The sequence below is a fragment of the Xanthomarina sp. GH4-25 genome (assembly GCF_045363175.1).
Taxonomy (GTDB): Bacteria; Bacteroidota; Bacteroidia; order Flavobacteriales; family Flavobacteriaceae; genus Xanthomarina.
Genome location: NZ_JBJFLO010000004.1, coordinates 154,677 through 171,271 on the forward strand (window position 1 = coordinate 154,677; position 16,595 = coordinate 171,271).

Annotated in this window: 11 protein-coding genes; 6 read left to right on the forward strand and 5 right to left on the reverse strand. The window is 33.9% G+C overall.

Going from position 1 to position 16,595, the window contains the following annotated elements; all coding sequences use genetic code 11:
• The first annotated feature begins 59 nt into the window (after positions 1–59).
• The 3 genes from ACI5KZ_RS07075 to ACI5KZ_RS07085 are packed head-to-tail and all read left to right on the forward strand — an operon-like array spanning position 60 to position 3,607.
• On the forward strand, positions 60–1,316 hold the full coding sequence (locus ACI5KZ_RS07075; RefSeq protein WP_109308283.1) for a Y-family DNA polymerase: 1,257 nt from the start codon (positions 60–62) through the stop codon (positions 1,314–1,316).
• Between the two features lie 7 nt (positions 1,317–1,323).
• Positions 1,324–1,764: a LexA family transcriptional regulator gene (locus ACI5KZ_RS07080; RefSeq protein ID WP_109308284.1), complete on the forward strand. Its 441-nt coding sequence runs from the start codon at positions 1,324–1,326 to the stop codon at positions 1,762–1,764.
• A gap of 31 nt (positions 1,765–1,795) precedes the next feature.
• Positions 1,796–3,607 (forward strand): sodium:solute symporter family protein, encoded by a 1,812-nt coding sequence (locus ACI5KZ_RS07085; protein ID WP_109308285.1) that lies wholly within the window; start codon positions 1,796–1,798, stop codon positions 3,605–3,607.
• A 56-nt stretch (positions 3,608–3,663) separates the two neighbouring features.
• Here ACI5KZ_RS07085 and ACI5KZ_RS07090 read toward each other — a convergent pair whose 3' ends face one another.
• From ACI5KZ_RS07090 to ACI5KZ_RS07110, 5 genes are all read right to left on the reverse strand, one after another.
• On the reverse strand, positions 3,664–7,065 hold the full coding sequence (locus ACI5KZ_RS07090) for a PKD domain-containing protein (protein WP_406847304.1): 3,402 nt from the start codon (positions 7,063–7,065) through the stop codon (positions 3,664–3,666).
• Positions 7,066–7,167: 102 nt separating this feature from the next.
• Entirely contained in the window at positions 7,168–7,461 is a 294-nt protein-coding gene (locus ACI5KZ_RS07095; RefSeq protein ID WP_109308287.1) for a F0F1 ATP synthase subunit epsilon, read from the reverse strand.
• A 90-nt stretch (positions 7,462–7,551) separates the two neighbouring features.
• Positions 7,552–9,060 (reverse strand): F0F1 ATP synthase subunit beta, encoded by a 1,509-nt coding sequence (gene atpD / locus ACI5KZ_RS07100; RefSeq protein WP_109308288.1) that lies wholly within the window; start codon positions 9,058–9,060, stop codon positions 7,552–7,554.
• Positions 9,061–9,254: 194 nt separating this feature from the next.
• Positions 9,255–10,721: a G-D-S-L family lipolytic protein gene (locus ACI5KZ_RS07105; protein ID WP_109308712.1), complete on the reverse strand. Its 1,467-nt coding sequence runs from the start codon at positions 10,719–10,721 to the stop codon at positions 9,255–9,257.
• A gap of 10 nt (positions 10,722–10,731) precedes the next feature.
• On the reverse strand, positions 10,732–13,515 hold the full coding sequence (locus tag ACI5KZ_RS07110; protein WP_109308289.1) for a TonB-dependent receptor domain-containing protein: 2,784 nt from the start codon (positions 13,513–13,515) through the stop codon (positions 10,732–10,734).
• A 225-nt stretch (positions 13,516–13,740) separates the two neighbouring features.
• Between ACI5KZ_RS07110 and ACI5KZ_RS07115 the strand changes: the two genes are divergently transcribed.
• Genes ACI5KZ_RS07115 through ACI5KZ_RS07125 form a run of 3 tightly spaced genes read left to right on the forward strand, consistent with a single transcriptional unit; the run spans position 13,741 to position 16,591 of the window.
• Complete coding sequence (locus ACI5KZ_RS07115) at positions 13,741–15,054, forward strand: arylsulfotransferase family protein (RefSeq protein WP_406847305.1); 1,314 nt, start codon at positions 13,741–13,743, stop codon at positions 15,052–15,054.
• Positions 15,055–15,059: 5 nt separating this feature from the next.
• Complete coding sequence (locus tag ACI5KZ_RS07120) at positions 15,060–15,206, forward strand: hypothetical protein (protein WP_406847306.1); 147 nt, start codon at positions 15,060–15,062, stop codon at positions 15,204–15,206.
• The gene (locus ACI5KZ_RS07125) at positions 15,203–16,591 is read left to right on the forward strand and encodes a sulfotransferase family protein (RefSeq protein WP_406847307.1); all 1,389 of its coding nucleotides are present in this window, start codon (positions 15,203–15,205) and stop codon (positions 16,589–16,591) included. The genes ACI5KZ_RS07120 and ACI5KZ_RS07125 overlap by 4 nt, the downstream gene beginning before the upstream one ends.
• Positions 16,592–16,595: the final 4 nt, after the last annotated feature.

The following is a 16,595-nucleotide window of genomic DNA, read 5'->3' on the forward strand; positions in this document are numbered from 1 at the left end:
TGTTTAAAAATTGTTGAAATCCGTTAAAAATAAAATGGAATATTCAATACCTTTAAACCATGTATGCTCTTGTAGATTGTAATAATTTTTACGCCTCTTGCGAACGGGTTTTTAATCCTAATTTGCAAGATCAACCAGTTGCTATTTTAAGCAATAACGATGGTTGTGTTATTTCTATGAGCGATGAAGCTAAAGTTTTGAAACTTCCTTTTGGAGCACCGATATTTAAATGGGAGGCTTTTTGTAAAACGAATAACATAAAAGTGCAGTCATCAAATTACCCGTTGTATGGAGATATGAGTAATAGAGTGATGTCTATTTTACAACAATTTTCGCCTGATGTAGAAATCTATAGTATAGACGAAGCTTTTTTGCAATTTAAAGGCTTTGATGCCTATAATTTTAATGATTACGGAATACAAATTAGAAGGCGTATTTTAAAATGGACAGGCATTCCAACATCTGTAGGTGTAGCACCAACTAAAGCGCTTAGCAAAGTAGCCAATAAAGTAGCACGTAAATTTCCAGATAAAACCAAAGGCGTTTATGTGATTGATTCAGAAGAAAAACGCATCAAAGCACTTAAATGGTTGAAAATTGAAGATGTTTGGGGAATAGGTAGAGCTTTGTGCAAACGGTTACATCAAAAACAGATTCTTACAGCTTATCAATTTACACAACTTTCAGATGAATGGGTTATAAAAAACCTCTCTATAGTCGAATGGCGTTTAAAAAAAGATTTGGAAGGTATTTCAACCTTGCAATTAGAAGAAGTAGCCTCCAAAAAAGCCATTGCAACCACTAGAAGCTTCGAATATACGTTTTCAGATATCGATAATATTAAAGAGCGTGTGTCAACCTTTGCAACAAGTTGTGCCGAAAAACTACGAAAACAGCAAAGCAGCTGTCACATGATTTTGGTAACTTTAAGTAGCGATAGACATAAAAAGGATTTGCCACAACATCGTGCAAGCAAAATAATAAACTTACCTTACGCAACAGACTCTTCACTTATTATAAGTAATGAGGCTGTAAAAGCAGCAACAGTGATGTTTAAAAAAGGGATTAAGTACAAACGTGCTGGTGTTATTGTCATGGGTTTGGTACCAACACATAACCACCAATTAAATTTATTTTTACACGAAAATCCGAAACACAAACCTTTAATGAATACCATAGATAAGCTAAATGTTAAGTATGGCAATTATAAATTAAAATTAGCAAACCAAGATTTAAAACGTACTTGGAAAATGCGCCAGGAACGCTTGTCACCACGTTTTACAACCAATATTAATGACATTATAAAAGTGAAATAAACAGAACATGATACGACATATACATAAAACCCTAACTTTTTTTACACCCGATTTTTCAGAGCATTCTGGAGCTGCTTTTTTTGATGCAGGGATTTCGGCAGGATTTCCTTCTCCAGCTGAAGATTTTAAAGAAGAACGTCTTTCGTTAGACAACATTCTGGTAAAAAATAAACTTGCTACTTTTTATGCACGTGTTTCAGGTCAAAGTATGATAGATGCTGGACTGGATGATAACGATTTACTAGTAATCGATAGAAGCCTAGAGCCTGCACATAATAGAATTGCTGTTTGTTTTTTGGATGGCGAGTTTACCGTAAAACGCTTACGTGTTGAAAAAGATGGTGTTTGGTTGCAACCAGAAAATGCAAATTACGAACCCATCCAAATTACCGAAGAAAACGATTTTGTTATTTGGGGTATTGTTACCAATGTGATTAAAAAGGTATAACTTACAACAGCTAAAGAAAAACGACATACTTATGGTACATCTTTCTACACTAGATATCTCTCTCATTCTTATATTTTTCGCAATTACACTATTTATAGGAATCTATGTTTCCAAACAATCAGGAAAAAGCGCTTCAGAGTATTTTCTTTCCGGTAGAAATATGCCTTGGTGGCTGTTAGGTGTCTCAATGGTAGCAACAACTTTTTCTACAGACACTCCCAATTTGGTAACAGATATTGTAAGAACCAATGGGGTTTCAGGAAACTGGGTCTGGTGGGCTTTTTTGCTTACAGGATTGCTTACCGTTTTTGTGTATGCTAAGTTGTGGCGTAAATCGGAGGTTACTACAGATATTGAGTTTTACGAATTGCGTTATGGAGGAAAGCCAGCACGTTTTTTAAGAGCTTTTCGAGCCATATATCTAGGCATAATATTTAATATTTTGGCCATGTCTGCTGTTACTTTAGCAGCCATAAAAATTGGTGCTATTATGTTAGGCTTGCAACCCTGGGAAACCGTGATTTATGCTGGAACCATAACTGTTATTTTTAGTGCATTAGGTGGTTTTAAGGGCGTTGTTTACACAGACTTCATTTTATTTTTTACTGCTATGGCTGGAGCTTTAGGTGCTGCTTATTATTTAGTAGGTCTACCTGAAGTTGGTGGATTAGAAGCTATGCTGAAGCATGAAAACGTCGTAGACAAATTAAACATCCTACCAGATTTCAGTAATACGGAAGCACTTATTACTTTATTAATTATTCCTTTGGCTGTGCAATGGTGGAGTTCGTGGTATCCAGGAGCCGAACCAGGAGGAGGTGGGTATATTGCCCAACGTATGTTGGCTGCCAAAAATGAGAATCATGCTATAGGAGCCACTTTCTTTTTTAATATTATGCATTATGCGTTGCGTCCTTGGCCATGGATTATTGTAGCTTTAGCATCCTTAGTTGTGTTTCCCGATATTGCGAGTATACATGAAGCTTTTCCTTTAGTAGCTGAAGATAAATTAGGTCATGATTTAGCTTATTCTGCCATGTTAACCAAACTCCCAAGTGGGTTATTAGGTTTGGTTCTAGCATCTCTTGTGGCAGCCTATATGAGTACCATTTCGACACATTTAAATTGGGGAGCATCATATATAGTAAACGACTATTATAAACAGCAAATTAATCCAGAAGCATCTGAAAAACAATTGGTAGCTGTTGGTAGAATCGCAACTATTGTACTAATGGTTTGTAGTGCTTTATTAGCTTTAGTGCTTACAAATGCCCTACAGTTATTCGATATTATTTTAATGTTTGGAGCTGGTACAGGATTGATATTTATATTACGCTGGTTTTGGTGGCGCATCAATGCTTGGAGTGAAATTTCTGCCATGTTTGTTTCAGGAATTGTCTCTATACTTTTAAATTTTACGGAATTAGGAACTTATTTTTTTGGAACTGAAGGTCTTTTTCCTGCTTGGGCTAAATTTCCTACAGTAGTATTGGTAACAACAATTGTTTGGGTAGCAGTAACATTTTTAACTCAAGCCGAAAGTAAAACGGTTTTGCAAAAGTTTTATAAAAAAATTCAGCCAGGAGGTCCAGGTTGGCAAAAAATTGTCACAGAAGCTAGAAATGAAAATATTGAACTGGTAGATACAAAAGAGGGTTGGAGTGTACCTTCTGGAATTTTAGCGATGTTGGTTGGTTGCGCTTTAATTTACAGCGTAATGTTTGCTACTGGATATGTTATTTATGGCGAATACACCAATGCTTTATTACTCATTGGAGCAGCTATTATTTTTGGTATAATCCTAATAAAGCTTTGGAAAAAAATTAAAGTGACTATTTTATAAAACAAAAATGCCAAACTGTATGTTTGGCATTTTTGTTTTGAAAGTATGAATACGCTTTAGAATAATATTTTTCTATATTCTACATGGTTATTATTTAATGTAATTTTAAGTAATAACACGACATTCGATTTCTTGATGGCTTTTACTTCAAAGGCGTTCTTGTTTATTTCCTCTTCTTTAAATAATTGTCTTCCTAAAAGATCATAAACAACAATATGTTTTATTTGTTCTTTTTTAGATTCAATGTATAAATGGTCTAAACCTTTAATTGTAATTTCATTGGTTACAATTTCATTTTCCTGGATAGAAAGTGGGTTAGCAACCAAATTAATGTCATCTAAAGCGATGTCAGATTCATAACCAGGACCAGTAACCCCTCTAAATCTTATTTTGACTGTTTTTCCACTATACGCTGATAAATCTACCGTTGCAGTTAGCCAAGATGTACCTTGATTACCTGAAATTGCAGGAATAATATTTTCACTCCATGATCCATCAGAAAGTATATCGATATGGAGACTGCCCATTTCTGACCCATACATATGATATGCAAAATTTAAATCGTAGGTAAAATTAGCATCTAAAATCATACAAGAACTTTCTAAAATTCCAGTTTGGTTAAAACATGAAGATGCTTCTAAATAGATATAATTTCCAGTTGAGGTCCCTGGGTTATAGTCAACACTTGGTCCAGTATTTTGCGAAGGCGTACCATTTTCGTCTACTCTCCAATCAACATTATCGTTAACTCCATTTGTTAAATTCGTCCAAAAGCTAGAGGCTAAATTACAGGCTGTAGCACCACAATCCGTTGTGGTTGCGCATAAAACTTCTGCTTCAAAATCGATATTAAAATCTGTAGCTTGGGCTCCTGGTACAACACTAATAAAATCTACTTTTGTGTTTGTATTGTTGCCAATGGCATTACTAGCAGTTAATTCAACCGTATAGTCTCCAGAACTACTAAAGATAACTTCGGGATTTTGAGACGTAGAAGACGTACCATTGGTATAGGTAAAAGATCCAGGAGTAATTGTCCACGACCAAGAGGTAGGTGCAAAATCTGAATTATCCGTTAGTTTAAAATTACTACCAATACAACCTTGAGTGGTATTGACTTTAAAGCAAGCTGTTGGAGCCACATTGCCAGGATCCATTAAATCACTTTTCCATAAGCCTTGTCCATAGGTAGATGCAAAGAGTTTACTGTTACAATCCACTGTATTAGAATGAATCTCTAATTCTGTAATCTCTAAATTTGCCAAACCTGTATAAAAGGGCATCCAATCTGAAAGTGTATTATCTTTATAATATACACCAACATCCATTCCAACATACATAGCGTCTAGAGGACTTGCTGCATCAATAACAATTGTGTTTAAAGAGATATTTGGTAATGTTCCAGACACGTTTGTCCAACTATTTCCAGCATCTACAGATTCGTAAATATCATTCCCTAAAGCAATAAAGAGATGATTGTCGTCTGTTGGGTCTATTTCTATATCTTTTGGTACGGAAGAAGTAGGTAGGTTAGCTGTTAAATTTGTCCAACTTGGAGAAGCCGATAAGGCATTGTTAGAGTAATAAAACCTTCCAGATCCACTTCTTGAAGCATACATGGTATTACTATTTGAAGGAGCAATGGCTAAATCTACCATATTTGAAGTTCCTCCAAAATTTGAAATTTTTGTCCAAACAATAGAATTAGTTGCAGGAGTTTTAACATCATCCGATCTCCAAACATTATCAAACCCAGCAAACATTCTTGCTGGACTGTTTGGGTCTAAAGTATATGGTGTAACCCAACCACCTGTTTCATTAATGCCATTCGTGCCATTTTCTGCAATGGTTGAAAACGAAAACCCTCCATTGCTAGAACGTCTTATATCTCCATAATATAGTGCTCCATACATAAATAAGTCATCAGTTGGATCTATAATACATTCCATGCCATCTCCACCTATTTCGGTTGTAAAAATAGAATTTCTATTTATGGCAGTTCCGTTATCCTGATAACCGTTAATAACAAGATTTTCTGAAATTTGCGACACCCCAATTTTATAAACTTGCGCAATGGCTAATCCGCTACTTATATCATTCCAGTTAGCTCCATTATCTGAAGAAAAATAAACACCTCCATCATTTCCACTGTATACATCGTTGGTATGTGGTGAAAACTCAAAAGCATGCTGGTCTGCATGAACTCCATCAATCGTTCCAGTACTACCAACCCAATAGGTGTTTATATTCATGGTTGTACCACCATCGATAGACTTCCATATATTAACACCTCCAGTATAAATAATATTTGCATCTGTTGGATCTGCAGCAATAACTAAATCGTACCAAGCTTGACTACCACTACCTCCATTAGTGTCATACCCTAAAATGTTTGGAGTGGTTGTTCTAGTTAAAAAACTCACCCCACTATCTGTAGAACGATACACACCCATTAAACCACTGCTACTTCCTGCAATTAAATACACCCAATCAGGTTGATCTGCAGAAACAGCTAAAGCAATTCTTTGAGCACCACTTGGAACTCCGTTAAATACTTGAGAAAAAGATGCCCCACCATTCGTCGAAACTTCAACAGTCGTTCCTGAAGCATAAATAACATTAGAATCTCCTGGCTTAAAAGCAATATCTTTCATTGAGGAACTCGTTGAAGTATAGGTCCAATTTAATCCTGCATCTGTGCTTTTATAAATTCGGAAACCACTTGTTGCTGCTATTAAAACATCCGAATTGGTAGGATCCATTAATATTTCATAAACAGTTCTATTTCCCATTCCATTATTACTGCTGGTCCAAGTAAGACCTCCATCTGTACTTTTATAAACACCATAACCTGGCGCATCACCACCATCTCTATCTCCTGTTCCTAAATAAATGATATCTGGGTTGTTAGGGTTTATTACAATACTAGAAATCCCCAGACGAACTAATCCATTAGAATATTCGGTCCAAGTACTTCCATTATCGGTAGTTTTCCAAAAACCACCAGAAGGAGCACCAACAAAAATAGTGTTTGGATCCGTTGGGTGAAATACGATGCAATTTACACGACCATTTCCGTTTAATTGTCCGGTACCATTACTTGGTAAAGCTATTGGGCCAACTAGTTCCCAGTTCCCAGTATTGGTGGAATAACCCCTATTTAAAGTTTGTGAATTCTTATAGCGAGTCATTTCATTTAACACATGGCCTTCACTTGGAAAGTTGCCATTTTCATCTACACGTTGTTTCCAATAGTATTCCCATCTTTTAAATTGTTTAATACCTTTTCCTTTTGGTATTTTGTTCGTATTATCGATGGTTTTTTGGTAATATTTTTCAAAATCTTGTCGAATGTCATTGAAGTTAGCTTCTCTATCATACATCTTAGTTTGCCATTGTTCCTGACAAAAAGCTATAGATGTTATAAATAAAGAAAGTAAGAGTAAGGTTTTGCGCATGATTATTAAATTTGGTTGATACTTAAACAAATATGATATAAAAAAATAAACTCTGCAAATAGCAGAGTTTATATATATTTAATAAGGTATAGAGTTAATAGCTTAATCAGCTAGAATAATGACTTTGTTGTCTTTCATCTCAAGTGTACCAGATTGTATCTTTAGAGTTAAGATACTGTCGTCGTCATTATGAGGGTGAACTTCAGCATGTAATTCATCAAAAACCAAGTGGCTTTGAGTATGAGTATGAATTTTAATAGTTCCTTCTTTTAAAAGAGACACAATTGGAGCGTGACCTTTTAACATTTCAAATTCACCATTAACTCCAGGTACAACAACAGAATCTACTTCTGAACTAAACAATGTTGCTTCTGGTGATACAATTTCTAAATACATCTTTTAAATTTTATTTAAAAGCTTCCGAGCAAACGGAAGTCTCATTATAATTTAACTGATGCCGAAAATAAATTCAGCACTTGGTTTGGTTTATGCTTCTGCAAGCATTTTCTCTCCAGACTCTATAGCTTCTTCTATAGAACCTTTAAGGTTAAAGGCTGCTTCTGGAAGGTGGTCTAATTCCCCATCCATAATCATGTTAAACCCTTTAATAGTTTCTTTAATATCAACTAAAACCCCAGGAATACCAGTAAATTGTTCAGCTACGTGGAAAGGCTGAGATAAGAAACGTTGTACACGTCTTGCTCTACCTACGGCCATTTTATCTTCTTCAGATAATTCTTCCATTCCAAGAATAGCAATAATATCTTGTAATTCTTTATAACGTTGTAATAACTCTTTGACGCGTTGTGCACAATCGTAATGTTCAGCTCCTAAAATATCAGCAGTAAGAATTCTTGATGTAGAATCTAATGGATCTACCGCTGGGTAAATACCTAACTCAGCAATTTTACGAGACAATACTGTTGTTGCATCTAAGTGAGCAAAGGTTGTAGCAGGTGCAGGATCCGTTAAATCATCTGCAGGTACATAAACCGCTTGTACAGATGTAATAGAACCTCTTTTTGTTGAAGTAATACGTTCTTGCATCGCTCCCATTTCAGTTGCTAAAGTTGGTTGGTAACCAACAGCAGATGGCATACGACCAAGTAAAGCAGATACCTCAGAACCAGCTTGTGTAAAACGGAAAATATTATCTACGAAGAAAAGTACATCTTTTCCTTGTCCTTCTCCAGCACCATCACGGAAATATTCAGCGATAGTTAATCCTGAAAGAGCCACACGAGCACGAGCTCCAGGAGGCTCATTCATTTGTCCGAAAACGAAAGTAGCTTTAGAATCTTTCATCACAGATTTATCAACTTTAGATAAATCCCATCCTCCATCTTCCATAGAGTGCATGAAATCATCTCCATAACGGATAATTCCAGATTCTAACATTTCACGAAGTAAATCGTTTCCTTCACGAGTTCTTTCACCTACTCCTGCGAAAACAGAAAGTCCACCATGTCCTTTTGCAATATTGTTAATCAGCTCCTGAATCAATACAGTTTTACCAACACCAGCACCACCAAATAATCCAATTTTACCTCCTTTAGCATAAGGTTCAATTAAATCGATGACTTTAATTCCAGTAAATAAAACTTCGGTAGACGTTGATAAATCTTCAAATTTAGGTGCTTGTCTGTGAATAGGTAAACCAGCGTCACCAGCTTTAGATAAATTTCCTAATCCATCAATAGCGTCTCCAATAACATTAAATAAACGGCCATATACATCTTCACCAATTGGCATTTGTATTGGAGCTCCAGTTGCTTGAACTTCGGTTCCTCTACTTAAACCATCGGATGAATCCATAGCAATAGTACGTACAGTATCTTCACCAATGTGAGATTGTACTTCTAATACTAATAATGAACCATCAGGTCTTTTAATTTCTAATGAATCGTAAATTTTTGGAAGTTCAGTTCCTGCTTCGAATTCAACATCGATAACTGGTCCTACTATTTGTGCAACTTTACCTGTAACTTTAGACATTACTTATAATTTTATTAATTTTCTAAAAATTTAATATGAAAAACGACTTATACTAGTTAGTTGAATACAAGCGTTTTTTCGCGCTGCAAATATATGCCTTTTAATTTAAAAATAATAGCTATTTTTTTGCCTTTTTAAGGCATAAAAAAACGCCCTCTATTTGAAGGCGTTTTTTTGAATGTATAATTGAAAGTTTATCTAAAATTTTTCCCATAATTTGTAGGGTAGTTTCCACAGTCGTAAAAATTACCTGAAGCTTCGAAGTTAGAACCATAAGTAGCATCTATAGCTCTCATCATTTCATTAGCCATAACAGCATAGCCTCTAGAGGTTAAATGGATTCCATCTAAACTTACTAAACCTCCAGTAACCAAATCTGTTGTTAGTGTAAAATCTCCAGAATCAATACCACTTGTTGAAGCTTCTATTAAAATACTTTTGAAATCAACCAAGGCTAGACCTTTTGTTGAAGCAACAGATTCAATAGTAACATTATAAGCATCAGTAGCATTTCTTATAGCTAGTTGTTCTTGAGGTGTTAATGCCCATTTGTCTTCTAATGGAATTTGTGTTCCATATCCTTGTGGAATTAAAGTAGACAATGTTAATACAAATAAATCATCTGATGTTGATTGTCTGTAGCTAGGAATTCCATAAACGGTTAAATCTGTTAAATCTTCATCAATTAACACCATGGCATTAGTTTCAGACTCTTCAAATACAATTGTTCTAGCAGCAGCTTCATCAGCAGTTATAAGACCGTTTGCAAGAGCAAATTGTAAACCACCATTATATGTTGCATATCCAATATTTAATTGTTGCGCTGTTCCAGCACCTAATGGAATTGGGTTATAAGGTACTCTAGTAAAATGAGGTAAACTAGTAATATAAGGTACATTGGTAACAACTCCTTTGGCACCATTTAATATTAAAGCGTCAACAGCAGCATTAAAAGCTCCAGCAAACACCATTGGGTCTGTAATATCATTATTTCCATAAGTTGCAGGGTTAAAATTTCCTGTTTGGTCTACACCTGAACCACCTGAAGTAGCATAAGAAAGCACATCGTTTCCACCTATTTCAGATAGCGTAAAAAATGTTGGGCTTTGAGCTACAGCATCTCCCATCATTGAAGCCATTGGGTTAGATGCCATTCGACCAAAATATGGATTTGCAAAGCCATAGCCTTCAACACCTAAATGGAAACTCTTTGCGCCAGGTACTCCAATGTTGTTAAAAGAGCCACTTAAAACAGTTGTTGCTTCAGTAGTTGGAGTATCTTGTAATGGTGTTGGGCTTGAAGTACTAAGATCAAAATATAATCTTTGAGCAAAACTTCCATCAGGCATCTGCATGCCATTAAATAAAAGCCCACCAATATTATCACTCATTAGAGGTTGAGAAAAGTTGCCTCCACCTAACATGTCAAATTTCATAGATAATAAATTAGGAAAAGAATTTTCCTGTGAAGCTATAAATAGTGCATTATCTGTAAATCCAGCAGAAAAAGAAGCTCCTACAGCAACGTAATTAGAAAAATCGGCTTCACCTGCTACTAAAGGAGGTAAATTATCGTTCATTGAAGATGAAGAATCATCATCGTTATTACAAGCTGTAAAACCTAAAAGAACAGCTAGTAACCATATATATTTTGTTTTCATTTTCATTTTTTTATAAGTTATTAATTGTCCAAGAAGCATAATATATAGAACCAATGCTTCCAGTTCCTATTGCTGTATAATATTCTTGACCTAAAGCGTTAGATGCACCTATTTTAAAAGTTGATTTAATTTTTGGTACTCTATAGTTTATTTGTGCATCTAAAGTATGGTATGAAGGAATGTCTCCATCTCCAAATGTTGCTTCCCAATAGTAAGAATCGCTCCATTTCCATGCCACATTAAAGCCTAAGTTTTTAACCACTTCAGTATGACCAAATGCTAATTTTACTTTATGTTCTGGAGTGTTAAAACTAGTTCTGAAATCTGGATTAGCAGCTTGATCAAAATCTTGTTTTGTATAGGTATAACTTCCATCTAAATCGAAATCTCCTAATACTTTAACACCAACACCTATTGAGCCACCATAAGAATTAACATCTGCATCAGAATTTGTATATGTTTGGTATACTTGGTAATCTTCATTAGCAAGAGCAGCCAAAGACAAGGAATTATCTCCTACTGTTCCATAATATGGTGCTACAACGTTTTCATTTGAAATAAAATCTTTATACTTGTTATAGTATACACTTAAATCTACAGTAACTTTATTTAATTTTCCTCTATAACCTACTTCCACTGAAGTTACTTGTTCTGGTTTTACTAATTCTGGATTTCCTACTTTTAAATCTGCAGGGTTTTCTGTTTCAGCAAAAGTTTGAACTGAAGATGCTGAGTAAGAATTTTGGTAAGCAGCAACTCCTGTTTGTGTAATTACTGCATCTTGGCCATATACAACTTGACCAGTTGTACTTACATCAAAGTTTCTAGAGTATCTAGCTGGGTTGTCTGGAGCTCCACCAATTAATATAGCACGTCCTGCATCTAATCCAATAAATAAATCTTGTGTAGTTGGATTTCTAAATCCAGTTTGGAAAGATCCTCTAATGTTATGATTTCTATTAATTGTTAAACCTGCAGAAATTCTAGGAGATACAAAACCATCGAAAAATTCTGATTTATCGTAACGAGCAGAACCAGTAAGTTTTAATTCTAAATCATCACTTAATTCAAATTGTTTTTGTAGTTGTGTATAGATTCCATATTCAGAATAATTGATAGATCCATCGTAATCTGTGTAAATGGTACCAGAAGAATTAAGATCGTATTGTCTGTAAGAACCACCTGCTTGTATTTCGACAACATCCCAAAGGTGTGTAAAATTGTAATTAGCATCAGAATGGTAATATTTAGATGCATCTTGGAATTTAGATCCAGTAGTTAAATCTGGGTCATTAATACTTCTAGTGTATGCTTCATTAAAACCTGTTGATCCTGGTTCATAACGACCGTATTCTGCAGCAGCACGACCTATCGCATGTGCTTCATCATTTGTTGCTCCACCTAAGGTTGCTTGAAAATAATTACCTACATATTCACCAAAATAAGTTTCATCGTCTTTCCAGGCTCTGTTAATGTTAATTCCAGTAAACACCATATCGTAAGAATCTCCAGCTTTATCTGCAACTACATAACCTCTAACAAAGAAGTTGTCGTTTCTAAATTCTATTTTGTGTTGTTGTTGGAAAAAGTTATCGATATTATAACGGTTGGTTCCTTGGTAAATAGTAGATCCGGTACCTACTTTACCTACATAAGCAACTTCAAAATCGTTAGCCCAAGGACGGTAGTATAATCCCCAATCTGCTTTAATGCTTTCTGCATTATAATCGGTTAATACTTTTTCTTCATAACCTACTCTACTAACATCCACCGATGGAACTAAAGCTTCAGCTCCAGCAGGAAGAATGCCTTTGTCTATTAATTTAACAGCAACTTCTCTAATATCGGTTGATACTTCATCTCCATAGATGTTATACCCATCATAACCTACACTAGCTCTAGTTGCTCCAGTACCTGGTTTCCCTTGGTAGTTATTAGCAACCCAGTCTGTTCCTTTTAACCATCCAAAGTTTACTTTAGCGGCAAATTTATCACTGAATTTTGCAGCAAAACGAACGCCTACATCTCTGTAAGTGTTATCCCCAGCTGCATCCTGAGAGGTAATACCTTGTTTGTAATACCCGCTGATACCTTGAACATCGAAAGGACTTTTACTTCTCATGAAAAGGATTCCATTAAAAGCATTTGCTCCATATAAAGCAGATGCTGCACCTGGCAGTAACTCAACACTCATCACATCAGTTTCAATCATACCTACTAAGTTTCCTATAGGGAAGTTTAAAGCAGGAGTCGAGTTATCCATACCATCTACTAATTGCATAAAACGCGTATTAGCAAAGGTGGCAAAACCTCTTGTGTTAATGGAGTTAAATGTTAAACTGTTAGAATTGACATCAACACCTTTTAAGTTTTCTAAACCGTTGTAAAAATCTGCAGAAGCCGTGTTTTTAATTTCTTTTAATCCAAAACGTTCAACAGTTACTGGCGATTCGAAAATTCTTTCAGGAGTTCTAGAAGCAGAAATAACTACTTCGTCTAAAGACGTTCCTTCTTTCAAGATAAAATTAGCGGTTTGATTATTCGCTGTAATTTCTTGAGATTCAGTACTAAAACCAATGTTGCTTGCCTGTAAAGTAAAAGGGGGCTCTTGGCTTACTGTTAAGTAGAAGTTTCCGTCAAAATCTGTGACGGTACCACTTGATGTACCCATTATGATAACGTTTGCTCCAGGAATTGGCTGACTGTTTTCGTCCGTAACAATTCCTGAAATTGTTGTTTGTGAATATGTTATTCCACAGATAAACAACAATAAAAGTGAAAAGATTGATTTCATTTTATAGTTTTAGTTAATTATTATTAGGCAATATATATAATATTATGAAAACTTTAAGAAGTTTTTTAGAAAATTATGCGCGCATAATAAATTTTTAACAAAAAAGACTGTTAAAAATTGTGGTATCATCAAAATATGTAGGTTTTGTTGAGAATACAAATTTTTACTGTGCAATCAGTCGCGTAATTTTTTATTCTATATTTGTTTGACTATAAATGTATTTATATGAAAATAATAAAGAAAATTGCTTTAGTAATCATTGCCCTTTTTTTATTAATGGTTTGGAGTGGGCTTGTAAGAAATGTTAGTTTAGGAGAACGAAGTTTAGGAATATTAACAGAGCCTGTTAAATCTTTTTCTGAAGTATTATCAAATATAAAAAAAACGTACACTTATATATTTAAAGCTCCAGATTATTATATTAAAACCAAAGATACAGACGCATTAAACATTAATAATTTAGATTATAATTTGTACGGATTATATTCTTACAGAAATGGTGATGCTTTTAAAATTGAGTTAAAAAACTTCAAAGATAATTCGATAAAACATGAATGGCAGGTTCCTGTAAGTAGATTATCTGAAGCCTACCAAGTAGATGGGAATGACAGATTATATCCTGCAACTCTCATGCAAAATTTTGATATTATTGTGTCTTGTAACGAAAGGCCAGGATTACTTAGAATGGATTCTAACTCTAAAGAAAAATGGTTTAATAATGATTTTATTTTTCATCATGCTATGAACTTAGATTCCTTAGGACATATGTGGATTCCAGCTGTAAAACATGAAAATGGCCTCATGGTACCAATGACAGTTTCGGTTGAAGGACATACCACTAATTATCGAGACGATTTAATAGTTCAGGTAGATGCAAACACAGGAAAAACGCTTTATAGTAAATCGCTAACAGAAATTTTTCTAGAAAATAATCTAGCACATTTAATAAATAAAAGTCCTTATGTTATTGACCCATTTCACCTAAACGATATTCAACCTGTTTTAGAAAGTACTGATTATTTTAAGGAAGGTGATTTGTTCTTAAGTTTTAGAAGTAATTCTCTTGTAGTTCAATTTAGACCCTTAACAAATAAAGTTATTAAAGTTATTGAAGGACCATTCACGTTTCAGCATGATATAGATATTATTTCTCCAAACTCTATTGCTATTTTAAATAATAATACCATAGTAACTCAAGTTAGTTATAATGAAATTGAATTTAAACCAACAAATCAGTCGATTGAGCGAAAAATAAACCATTCGAATGTACTTATTTATAACTTTGAGGAAGATGCTTATAGTTCTCTTTATGAGGCCCAATTTATAGAGCATGATATTTTTACTGGAGCAGAAGGTTTATATCGTTTGTTTCCTAATGGAGATTTGTTTTTTGAAGAACAAGGATCAGGAATATTATGGGTTATTAATCAATCTGGTGTCGTTTTAAAAGCCACGTTGAAAAGCGATATTGAAGGCTATCATTATTTACCTAATTGGACGACAACCTATTTAGATAGTGAGTTGGAATCTTTAAAATAAAAATTATGTCATTATACATTGGCCCTGGAATAGGACTTGGAACACTTTTAATTATTGTTTTTATTATATTATTAGTGATTTTTGCTTTTGGAATTGTTTTATGGATTCCTATAAAACAATTTTTTCGAAAAATATTTAGAAAAAAACAATGATTTACTACACACTTTTAGGTGTTTCTGGAATTATTTTTTCTAGTTTACTTATTTATTTTCGCAAACATTTTTTTGTTGCCTTAGAATCTACTTTAGGTTTATCTAATGCTGTATTATCTAAAGATGAAGAAACTGTCAAGCAAAAGAAACTAATAGTTGCGTTAAAAAGAATGTTAGCTTCTTTAGGTATTTCCATTGGCTTAATTTGTGTTATTATTATTTTGACCTGTATTCCGATTTATATTTTTAAGTTGATGAAGCGTGTAACTCTTCAAGATTTAGATTTAAGCTCTATTTGGTTTATAATTAGTTTTTCAATAGGAACAATTCTTCCTTTTTTAATTCATAGAAAAAAACCTACCGAAGATTATTCCGAAGTATCCATTCTTTTTCACAAGCTCATTTTAAACAATTACAACTTGTCTAAAATGTTGTTTTCTTTCGACCGTAGATTTAAAAAAGGGGAAAGAATACAAGACAAAGACACTTTTTTAATTGTTTCTGGTTTAGCTAGAGCTGGAACAACAAGTTTAACAGACCAACTGTTTAAAGCTGGAGCTTTTAGTTCTTTAGATTATTCGAATATGCCTTTATTGTTAGCACCTAATCTTTGGAAAAAAATGTACAATCCAAAAAAGGTAACTTTAAAAGAACGCAAACATGGTGACAAAATGTTATTTGGTCTAAACACAATTGAAGCACTCGAAGAATATTTTTTTAAAGTGTTTTTAAATGATGAATTTATTTCTGATTATTATTTAGAAAAGCACGAAATTAATGATGAGGTTTATAGTAACTATATTAAATACCAATCTTTAATCCGACAAGATAACAATGCAACATATCTTTCTAAAAATAATAATATTATTTTAAGATATGAATCGTTGCGTCAATATAATAAAGCGTTCAAAATTATTTTTTTATTTAGAAAGCCAGAAGAGCATGCCTATTCTCTATTGAATCAACATCAACGTTTTTCAGAATTTCAAAATGAAGATGAATTTATGCAAACCTATTTAAACTGGTTAGGACATCATGAATTTGGACAAAACCAGAAAGTCTTTAAATTTAGTGATGAAAAACCTGTCATTTCATACGATAAAAACACCTTAGATTACTGGTTATGTATTTGGCAAAACTATTACAGTTATCTGATGAATCTAGTTGATGATGACTATTTGCTAATTGAATATGAAGATTATTTAAATAAGCCAAAAGAGGTGTTACAATATATTGAAAACAGCATGAACATGTCTTTTGATTATTCGTACATAGAACCCTTTACAAATACAAGAAAAATAGACACATCCAATTGCGACCCAAAAATTTTGGAAACTACAGAGAGCATTTATCAAAAACTAAAACTTAAAAAACGTAAATTTTAATAAG

Coding starts and splice junctions, on each gene's coding strand:
- ACI5KZ_RS07110 (WP_109308289.1), bottom strand. CDS start 13,515: ATGAAATCAATCTTTTCACTTTTATTGTTGTTTATCTGTGGAATAACA.
- ACI5KZ_RS07105 (WP_109308712.1), bottom strand. CDS start 10,721: ATGAAAACAAAATATATATGGTTACTAGCTGTTCTTTTAGGTTTTACA.
- ACI5KZ_RS07090 (WP_406847304.1), bottom strand. CDS start 7,065: ATGCGCAAAACCTTACTCTTACTTTCTTTATTTATAACATCTATAGCT.
- ACI5KZ_RS07080 (WP_109308284.1), top strand. CDS start 1,324: ATGATACGACATATACATAAAACCCTAACTTTTTTTACACCCGATTTT.
- ACI5KZ_RS07085 (WP_109308285.1), top strand. CDS start 1,796: ATGGTACATCTTTCTACACTAGATATCTCTCTCATTCTTATATTTTTC.
- ACI5KZ_RS07125 (WP_406847307.1), top strand. CDS start 15,203: ATGATTTACTACACACTTTTAGGTGTTTCTGGAATTATTTTTTCTAGT.
- ACI5KZ_RS07095 (WP_109308287.1), bottom strand. CDS start 7,461: ATGTATTTAGAAATTGTATCACCAGAAGCAACATTGTTTAGTTCAGAA.
- ACI5KZ_RS07115 (WP_406847305.1), top strand. CDS start 13,741: ATGAAAATAATAAAGAAAATTGCTTTAGTAATCATTGCCCTTTTTTTA.
- atpD (WP_109308288.1), bottom strand. CDS start 9,060: ATGTCTAAAGTTACAGGTAAAGTTGCACAAATAGTAGGACCAGTTATC.
- ACI5KZ_RS07120 (WP_406847306.1), top strand. CDS start 15,060: ATGTCATTATACATTGGCCCTGGAATAGGACTTGGAACACTTTTAATT.
- ACI5KZ_RS07075 (WP_109308283.1), top strand. CDS start 60: ATGTATGCTCTTGTAGATTGTAATAATTTTTACGCCTCTTGCGAACGG.